2 protein-coding genes are annotated in these 10,513 nt (G+C 59.9%); both read left to right on the top strand.

Annotated elements, in window-relative coordinates; all coding sequences use genetic code 11:
* Nucleotides 1–630: 630 nt before the first annotated feature.
* Nucleotides 631–4,944, top strand: a complete 4,314-nt coding sequence (locus ABIQ96_RS19200; protein WP_348216253.1) for an autotransporter-associated beta strand repeat-containing protein — start codon at nt 631–633, stop codon at nt 4,942–4,944.
* 193 nt (nt 4,945–5,137) lie between these two features.
* Nucleotides 5,138–10,510, top strand: a complete 5,373-nt coding sequence (locus ABIQ96_RS19195) for a glycosyl hydrolase 115 family protein (RefSeq protein ID WP_348216252.1) — start codon at nt 5,138–5,140, stop codon at nt 10,508–10,510.
* The last annotated feature ends 3 nt before the right edge of the window (nt 10,511–10,513 follow it).

The following is a 10,513-nucleotide window of genomic DNA, read 5'->3' as shown; positions in this document are numbered from 1 at the left end:
TGGTGCTGGAGGAAGGATCTGGCGGAGTTCCGGGGCTTGTCGGCCCGGGAACGTGCTGGATTTCTGCTGGTGCTGGAATGGTTCGAGAACTTCCGGCTGCGCAACGAGCTGTCCGCCGGACGCGTGGGACCGGATGGCCGGGGGCCGGATCGCGGGTGATTGAAACCGGGCTTTCCGGGTCGCGGGAGACAGGAAATCATCGAGGCGGGATTCCCGGAAGCTGATTCCTAACACCAATGGCAAAAAAATTTTCCCGTTAAACGTGCTGAGACGACTCGCCAGGTCGAAGGATTTCGATTTGGCTTAGCTTCTTTTTGGGTCGTTAGCTGGATGTCGGCTTCCGTGACTGAAACTGGAGACGGTGGCGGGTGGTGACAGTCCTCCTTGGACCCAGTCCACCAATGCCTCGGATCCTGCGCCCCCCACATTGAGTGCAGTGCACCATCGCCTTGGGTCCGCTCCACCCATCTCTTGGGTCCACCGGACTCTGTCGATGTGTCCCGCCACGTCTTTCAAAGGAGAGATTTCCAAATCTCCGAAAATGGCGTGTCGGGTTCTGCCCGAGAAACTCGTCTTTCAATTTAGAGGGCGGTCTCCCGTCCCCGATCCAGAACAACCCACTATCTCCTGATGAAACCCAAAGTATTTGCTCATAAAGCCCTCGGACGCACCACGCTCCTCGCCTCCCTCATCACCATCAGCTTCGCAGCGCAGTCCGCATCGGCGGCGAATTTAGTGCTCAAGGCAAGCGACGCCGCCACCACTTCAAGTTTGACCAGTCCTTTGACAGGGGCCGCCGCCGGTTGGGTCACGACGGTTGGGACCGGGACCGGTGTCGCGGCGGTAGCTGGCAACAATTACTCCATCGGAAGTGGAATCGGTGTGCGGACTCCCGCGGCCACCGCGTCGGGAAACACCTACTCCTTTGTCGGCGACCAGTTGTCCGTCGAGTCGGGTGGCACGGTCCTTGGGAAAACTGGCAACAACGTGTTCGGCAACTCCGTGTCCGCCACCATCTCGGTCCCGGTTCTCATCCTGAATGGCGGAAACATGTTCCAAGGCGGCAGCAACAGCGACACCTCCGCCCTGACGGTGACCGGGACCATCGCGGTCAACGCCAACTCGGGGATCGGCGCCCTCGGGGCCGGGGTCAACGGCAGCGCCAGCTTCGAGAGCCTCAACATTGCCTCGACCATCAGCGGCTCTGCGAATTTGACGGTGGCCGGATCCATCAACGCCGGCGCGAACAGCGGGGTGGTGAGGCTCAATTCCGCCAATACCTACAGCGGCACGATCACCGTCGCCACGCCGGGCAATGGATTCGTCGCCAGCGCGGTGAACCGCCTGCTGCAGCTCAACAATCTGAACGCCCTGCAGAGTGCGACGCTCAATCTGACATCGGTGCCCAACGGCCTGTCGTTCGCGAACGGAGTCAATAACGGCACCTACACGATCGGGGCGCTTTCGGGCACCTCCAACCAGACCCTGACCGATACCGCCAGTGTTCCGGTGAAGGTGAATCTGGGTTCGAACAATGCCACCACCACTTACTCGGGGATTCTCTCGGGCTCCGGGTCCGTGACCAAATCAGGCAGCGGCACGCTGACCCTTTCCGGCAACAACACCTACACCGGCCCGACCACAGTCAACGCCGGGACCCTGAGCCTTGCCTTTCCCTATTTGAAAGACACCGCAACGGTATCGATCGCCAGCACTGCGATCTTGAACCTTTCGCACTCATCCACCGATGTCGTCGGCAAGCTGGTGATCAACAATACCGCGCAGCCCGATGGGGTTTACGGAGCCGTTGGCTCGGCAGCCCCCAACCAGACCGCCGCGATTACCGGCACGGGATTTATCCAGGTGACGACTCCAGCCGCTCAGAATGTTTCCCTAACCGCCACTGACCCGTTCGGAGGCACGTCTTTCAATACCGACCTGCGTTGGTCCGACGCGTCTCCTCCGAGCGCGCTGAACAACTATTTCACCGGAGCGTTTGGTTTGCGGACGCCATCCACGTCAGGGTCATTCACCTTTGCCGGCGCCTCATTGACCATTGATCCCGTGGGCGGAATGATCGGCAAGGGAGCTGGAGGCAGCACCACCCAGACCATCACCATCAGCAACCTCATCCTGAACGGTGGCTTGCTCTATCAAGCCCAGACCGGCAGCGACACCGCGGTGATGAACGTGCAGGGCGCGATCAACGTGATCGCCGCCTCCAGCATTGGCGCCCTTGGTGCCGCTGCCGACAACAATGTCAACTTCGAAACGCTCAACGTTGCCGCCCCGATCTCCGGTTCCGCCGGATTGACGGTGGCGGGCACGGCCAACAGCAGTGGGAACACCGGAGTCGTGAAACTGAGCGCCGCCAATCCATTTACCGGAAACATCACGGTCGCTCAACCAGCCAACATCGCTAGCGCGACCGACCGCCTCCTGCAGTTGAACCACCTCGACGCGCTTGCGAATGCCACCCTTACCCTCAACACCACGACGGCTAACGGCCTTTCGTTCGCTTCCGGAGTCAATTCGGGAGCATTCAACGTCGGTGCCCTGGCCGGAACCGCCAACCAATCCCTGACGGACACGATCGGTGGCGTGATCACCCTCAACGTCGGCGGCAGCGGTGCCTCCACCACATACTCCGGCATTCTATCAGGTGCCGGGGCTTTGACCAAGTCCGGAGCTGGAACCCTGACCCTCGCCGGCGTGAATTCATACACCGGTGCCACCAACGTCAACGCGGGCACGCTCGTCCTCACGAATTCCTACCAGTCCATCGGCAATCTAACGGTAGCGGACGGCGCGGGTATGGGCGTCAAGGTCGCCACGCCGGATGCATACGCGACAACGACAGGCATCACCCTCGGCACGAGTGGTCCAACCACCCTGGCATTCGATTTCAATGGTCTCGATACGACAGGAGGATCAGCCCTTCTGAACACTGGCGCCTTCACGGCCAACGGCAGCGTCAACGTGACCATGGCCAATGGCAACTTTCTCTCCGCCGGCACTCATCCCTTGATCGGATATACCTCGTTCTCCGGAACCGCTCTGGCCGGCACCTTTGCTCTCGGCCCCCGCAGCAATGGAACTCTGGTCAACGACATCGCCAACAATGTCCTGAAGCTCAACGTCACCGCCGACGTGCCGAAATGGACCGGACGCGACAATGGCAACTGGGTGGTCGGCTCCACCGGCGCTAACAGCAACTGGAAACTCGTCGCGGCCAACACCCCGACGAATTACCTCGAAACCGACGTCGTGCTGTTTGACGACTCGGCCATTGGCACCAAAAACGTCGTCATCTCCGCGGCCAATGTCACTCCCGCGAGCACGACCTTCAACACCGACGCGGGATATACCTTGGGCGGCGCGTTCGGCATCGCGGGTTCCGGCCCCCTGGTCAAGGACGGCTCGGGCACACTGACGATCACGAACGTGAACACCTTCACCGGAGCCACCACAATCTACGCGGGAACGCTGCAATTTGGTGATGGCATCACCGACGGCAGCATCGCAAGCACTCCTAACATCGCGAATGAAGGCACGCTCGTTTACAATCGTGTGGGCTCGTTCAGCTATGGCGGCGTGATCAGCGGCAATGGCAGCTTGGTGAAGAGCGGCCCCGGCACGCAAACCCTCACCGCGGCAAACACTTACTTCGGCACCACCACCGTCACGGCGGGCTTGCTCAAAAACGGCATCAACAACGCCCTCCGCACCACCACCGACCTGACGGTAAACGGCGGAACCTATGACCTCGCAGGTTTCGATCAGACAGTCACCAGCCTTTCAGACGGCGGTTCCAGCGCGGGAACGGTGACCAACAGCGGCGCGCTCAAGACCCTTGCCGTCGGCGGAGGTGACTCCACCTTTTCCGGCGAAATCAGCGGTGCCTTGAGTTTGAAAATCCAAGGTGGTGGCAAACTCACCCTGCCCGACTCCAACAGCTACACTGGAACCACCCTTGTTTCCTCCGGAACTCTGTCGATCGGCAACAACGCAGCAGCAGGCACGGGCACCCTGGACTTCGGAGGCGGCACGATCCAGTCAACCGACAGCACGGCGAGGACGATCATCAACCCGATCAATTTCTCGGCCAGTTCCAGCTTTGCCGGCACGGGCAATCTGACCTTCACCTCCACTCCTCCCGCCAATGGCACCGACAAGACTCTGACCGTCGACAATCCACAGACCGAGTTTTCCGGAGTCCTGGGCGGAGCGAGCGGACGCACCAAGGAAGGCACCGGCCTGCTAATTTTCAGCGGGCTCAACAACTACACCAAAGCCACCACCGTAAACGCCGGAACCTTGAGAATCACACATGCGGTTCTCGCCGATGCGGCACCTCTGGTGATCGGAGCCGCTGGTGTCCTGGATCTTCCTTACAGCGGCGTCGACCAAGTCGGATCCCTCACCATCAACGGCGTGGTGAAAGCTAACGGCACCTACAGCGCCACCACCGACCCGGGCTTCATCACCGGCACCGGCAAGATCCGCGTAGGACCCGAAGTAGTCGGCTACGACAGCTGGAAATCCAGCTTCGCCTTCACCGCTGGAGTGAACGACGGCGCTCTGAATGACCCGGATGGCGACGGCGTCAGCAACGTCCTCGAATACGTTCTCGGTGGCATCCCTATCGGAGCCGGCGCTGGCAATCCATCGATCCTGCCGAGCCAAACCCTGACCGCCACCGATCTGATCCTCACCTTCAAGCGCAGCGATCTATCCGAAGCCGATGTGGTGCTGAAGGTTCAATGGTCCGCCGATCTGGCGACGTGGAACGACTTCGCAACGGTCGGCGCGGTTGATGCGCTGCCGGCAGTGGATGTCACCGAGGATTCGCCGACCGCGGATATCGATACCGTGGTGGTCACCATTCCACGGAGCGTCACGGGGGGAGGGAAACTCTTCGGTCGTTTGCAAGCGGTGAAATAAGCGGCAATGTCATGCGTTCGGGTCCATGCCCGGCCGCAGACAGCTGCATGATTCTTCCATGGAAAAATTGCCGGTCGTCGCGGGTCTTGGGTTTCTCCGCGGCGGCCGGCATATTCATGCCTTCCTTTATCAAATGACTTCAAAAGGATTCACTAACACAAAGTTCGGACATGCCGCGCTTCTTATCGCCGCCATGACTATCAGCTTTGTCGCCCAGCATGCCGGGGCGGCCAACATTGTCATGAATGCCAGCAACGCGACAAGCACGTCGGGTTTCAACAGCGGCACCGGCTGGACAGGAGGAGCGCCCCCCGCGGGAGGCAACAGTTATTTCACCGGTGCCTTTATCCTGCGCACCCCGGCCGATGCGACGAGCCCGAGCTTCGCGGGGAACTCGCTGAGTATCGATACCGGCGGGCGCTTCCTTTTTAAAAACACCGGAACGACCGCGGTCATTACCGTGAACAATCTCGTTCTCAATGGCGGCACGGCCGATTTTGCAAATACCAACGGCGACAACCATGTCGTCACTCTGGCAGGTGGCATTGCCGTAAACTCCGCCTCGTATTTGGGCGCACTTGGTGCGGCATCCAACTCCAGCGCGAGTTTCGAGACACTCAATGTCAGCGCATCGATCAGTGGATCGGCCGGACTGACGATTGCCGGCACCACTAACAGCGGAGCCAATACGGGTGTCGTGAAACTCAGCGCGGCCAATTCCTACAGTGGCACGATTACCGTGGCGACACCGGGCAATGGATTCGTCGCCAGCACCACGAACCGTTTGTTGCAACTCAACCACCTGAACGCCCTGCAGAATGCGACGCTCAATCTGGGTTCGGAGGCCAATGGAATCTCGTTCACTTCCGCAGCCAACACCGGCGCTTTCAACATCGGCGCGCTTTCCGGCGCATCGAACCAGTTACTGACCGATACGGCGGGAAACGCCGTCACTTTGAATGTGGGCGGCAACCAGGCCAGCACTACTTATTCCGGAATTCTATTAGGTTCCGGAGCGTTGACCAAATCCGGCAATGGCATACTCACCTTATCAGGTTCGAACCTTCACTCCGGAAATACAACGATCCAATCAGGAACGTTGGCATTGAGCGGGGGTGGCACGTTGTCCTCGCCTAACATCAGCGTATCAACCGGAGCCACCTTCGATGTTTCCGCGCAACCCACCCCGACCTTGGCAGCCAACCAGTGCCTCCTTGGCAGCGGCACGGTGAATGGAGCACTGACCGTGGCTCCGACTTCCAAAATCTATCCCGCCACCGATGGAACCGCGGGCACGCTGACCTTCAACCACGGCATGACCATGGCTTCCGGCGCATCGTTCAACATGGACGTCAGTACCTCCGGCAGTTCTGGAAATGACACGGTGAACGTGGGCGGAGCGTTGGCACTCAACAACACGACATTCCGGCTCCACGCTTTGAACGGCACGGCAAATCTACCGATCAACGCCGACTATGTGCTGGTGACCGCCGCCAGCATCTCGGGCGGTCCCAATCCGGCCGTAACCTGGGTTGGCACGCCGCCGGCCAACGCGACCGACTTCCGGATTGTCGCCACCCCCACCCAAGTGAAACTCCACCGCGGAGGGTCGCCGCTTTCCGCTGTTGGATCTGTCAGCCCCGCCAGCATTACCGGCAGCCAGCCCGTCCTGCTAACAGTCACCATTACACCCGGCACTCTGCCAACCAGCACCGGCATCGCGGTCACCGCGGATCTGACTCCGATCGGTGGTTCATCATCCCAAACCCTATACGACGACGGCACCCACGGCGATGCGGCTGCGGGCGACAACACATTCTCCTTCAATGCGACCCCGACAGCGACTCCGGGCAGCAAGAATCTGATTGCAAACGTCACCGATACCGAAAACCGCAATGCTTCGGCGACGGTTTTGCTAACAATCCTGCCGGTCATTTCGACGTCCTATATCCCCGCTTCCTTTCTGCCTGTCACTGAAACGAGCGCCACCGGTTCGTTTCCTCTCGCCGCAGGCGGGCAGACAGCTCCCATCTACTATAGCTCCGGTGATGCGGCGGTGGTGGGCATCGCCGCCAACGCCTTGCGCGATGACATCCAGCGGGTGACCGGATTGCTTCCAACCGTTTCCACCGGCTCACCTGCGGCAGGAAACGCGGTGTTTGTCGGGACCGTGGGCAGCAGCGCATTGATCGATAGCTTGGTAGCTTCGGGAAAGATTGATGTCAGCGCGATCCAGGGAAAATGGGAGGCCTACACGGCGGCCGTGGTGGTGAATCCCGTCGCCGGTGTGAGCCAGGCATTGATCATCGCCGGAAGCGATCGGCGCGGTACGGCTTATGGAGTCTTCGGCCTTTCCGAAGCCATGGGCGTATCGCCGTGGTATTGGTGGGGCGATGTTCCGGCGCCGCAGAAGACGGCGTTGTATGTGGGCGGCGGAACTCGCACCGAGCCGTCACCGGGCGTGAAGTATCGCGGCATCTTCCTGAACGACGAGGATTGGGGACTGCTTCCCTGGTCCACGAAAACCTTCGAACCCGCCAACGGCAGCGTCGGACCTAACACCTACGCCAGAGTGTTCGAGTTGCTGCTGCGTCTCCATTCGAACTACTGCTGGCCGGCCATGCACGAAGCCACCAAGGCGTTCTATCTGTTTCCACAGAACAAGGTGGTGGCCGACAACTATGCCATCGTCATTGGCACCTCGCACCATGAGCCGATGCTACGCAACACCTCAGAGTATGATCCCAACACCCTCGGGGCCTACAACTACTGGACCAACCGGACGAACGTTTACAACTTCTGGGACCAGCGCGTGGCGGAAACCTCAGGTTATGAAAACATCTATACGGTCGGCATGCGGGGACTGACGGATGACGGCATGATCTCTCCGGCCGGGACAACCACCGTGCAGAAGAAAGACATGCTGCAGAATTCGATCATCCCGGATCAACGCCAGATGATCGCAAACCATGTGAACCCGAATCCCGCGCTGGTGCCACAGGTATTCGTCCCCTACAAGGAAGCGCTGGTTCAATATCAGGCGGGGTTGCAGCTTCCGGACGATGTGACTTTGGTCTGGCCGGATGACAATCACGGTTACATCCGGCAGCTTTCCAATGCCGCCGAGCGCGCACGCGGCGGCGGCTCGGGAGTTTACTATCACTTGTCCTATTGGGGATCGCCGAAGAGTTTCCTTTGGTTGTGCACCACTCCGCCTGCGATGACCTGCTCGGAAATGACCAAGGCGTGGGATTATGACGCCAGAAAAATGTGGCTGGTGAATATCGGCGACATCAAGCCCGGAGAAATCGGCATGGAGTTCTTCCTGCGTCTGGCACGGAATCCGGAAGCGTTCCGCAACTTCAATCAGCACGAATATCTCACCCAATGGGCCGCGCGGACTTTTGGTGCGGCGAATGCCGAAGCCATCGCGACGATCATGGATGAATATTACCGGCTGAACATCGTCGTTCGTCCGGAGCATCTCGACCGCACCACCAGCGGCTTCGATTTCACCGGCAATGGCGACGAGGCCCAGCAGCGGCTCGACGAATTCGCGGCGCTAACGGCTTCTGCCGATGCGTTGTATGCGCAACTGCCATCGGAACTCAAAGCGGCATTTTATGAAACGGTGCTTTATCCCGTTAGGGGTTCCAATCAATTGAACCGGAAAATTCTTCTGGCGGAGCGTAGCCGGTTGTGGGCGGCACAGGGTCGCGCGGCGACGTCCATCCCCGCGACCGCTGCCCAGACGGCGGACACTGCCATTCAAACCGAATCGACGTTTTACAATCAAATCAATGTCAGCGGGAAATGGGACAGAATGATGACACGAACGACCACTCAGGAAGCGTCCGCACCTTATCTCATGCCTGCTGTCGGCAGTTACTCCGTGCCCGCCGCTGCCGGTCTGGGCGTGGCCGTCGAAGGTTCGGCCGCCGTGCTCGCTACCGGCATCCCCGGCGTATTGCCGACATTCAATCCCGTCGCTAACAAAAACTACTTCGTCGATGTCTTCAATACGGGTTCCGCGGCCATGTCGTGGACGGCGCAAAGCAGCGCATCGTGGATCACCCTCAGCCAGACCGGCGGAACCGCGGACGCGCGGATCGCGGTCGGCATCGATTGGACGAAAGCGCCGCGCGGCCATGCCATTCCTGGCACCGTGACGATTCAAGGAGCGAACACGACCCGCACCGTGAGCATCAAGGCGTTCTATCCGCTTTCGCTCGATCCCGCGACGCTCCCGCCAGCGGTGGAGAACAACGGCGTTGTCACGATCGAGGCCGAGAATTTCACTTCCAAACAGGATGCCGCCAATGGAACGGGATGGCGCAAAGCGGAACGGGCAACGGCGTCGCGCGACGGCATGACGATCCAACCGGCCACCGCAGCGAGCATCGATCCGGCGGCCATTTCCAACAACACGCCCTCGCTGACCTATCAGTTTTATACTTTCAGTTCCGGCGCGACAGTGGTGCAGACGGCCTGTTTGCCGACTCACAAGATCACCTCGGATCATGCCGGTTGCCGTTATGCCATCTCGTTGAATGGCGACACTCCAAAGATTGTGGACATCAACGCGGACGAATACTCCACCGCGTGGAACGTCAACGTTCTGCGCGCCACCGCCTTGGGCTCGTCAAACCACTCGATCGCGACACCCGGCCTGCAAACGCTTAAAGTCTGGATGATCGATCCCGGAGTGGTGCTGGACAAGCTGACCCTTACCGTGAACAGCGGAGTCTATGAGGCCGAGAACCTCGACTCGACCTTCACCGGCCCCTATCACACTTTTGCGGAAGCCACCGCGAGTGGCGGCGGCGCGGTGTCCCTGGATGCGACGGCCATCGGCCAATCGATCACCCTGGCTTTGCCCGACGTCGCGGCAGGCACCTACGATCTGACAACACTCGTGAAAAAAGGACCGAGCCGTGGAATCGCGCAATTGTCCGTCAGTGATACCGCCAACGGAACATTCACGAACCTCGGAGGCACTGTGGACTTTTACAACGCATCGCTGGTTTACACCGACCTCGCCACGGTGCGTGTGACCTTCGCCACGTCCGGCACGAAGTATCTGAGATTCACTGTGACCGGAAAAAACGCGGCCGCGTCCAACTATTGGATCGTTCCGGACAGATTCACGCTTGTTCCTGTTAGCGGCACCTCAGGCCCGCTGGAAAGCTGGCGCTCATCCTACTTCGGCACGGGTGACGGTTCCGGTGTCGCTGCCGATGCCGCCGACCCCGATTCCGACGGTTTTTCAAACCTGCTGGAATACGCGACGGGCAGCTACCCGACCGCCTCCAACGCATCGATCTGGACAAGCGCAATTGCGAGCGGACACCTGACCCTGACATTTCCACGGCTGAAGGATGCCACCGACATCACCTATTTCGTGCTGGCAAGCAATGATCTCGCACAAGAAAACGAGATCTGGTCGAGCGCCACGGTGCCTTATCCGGGAGGGTCGGCGGCGAGTTTTCTCACCACCGTGATCGACCCTCAGACCACTGCTGCGGCTTCGTCACGTTTCCTGAGATTGAAGGTGACACGACCATGACTC

This window comes from Luteolibacter sp., from assembly GCF_039920825.1.
Taxonomy (GTDB): Bacteria; Verrucomicrobiota; Verrucomicrobiia; order Verrucomicrobiales; family Akkermansiaceae; genus Luteolibacter.
This window is presented reverse-complemented; position numbering and strand designations above follow the sequence as displayed.

What these genes read in the sequence shown, in the direction of transcription:
- ABIQ96_RS19200 (WP_348216253.1), top strand. Translation starts at nt 631, where the DNA reads ATGAAACCCAAAGTATTTGCTCATAAAGCCCTCGGACGCACCACGCTC.
- ABIQ96_RS19195 (WP_348216252.1), top strand. Translation starts at nt 5,138, where the DNA reads ATGACTATCAGCTTTGTCGCCCAGCATGCCGGGGCGGCCAACATTGTC.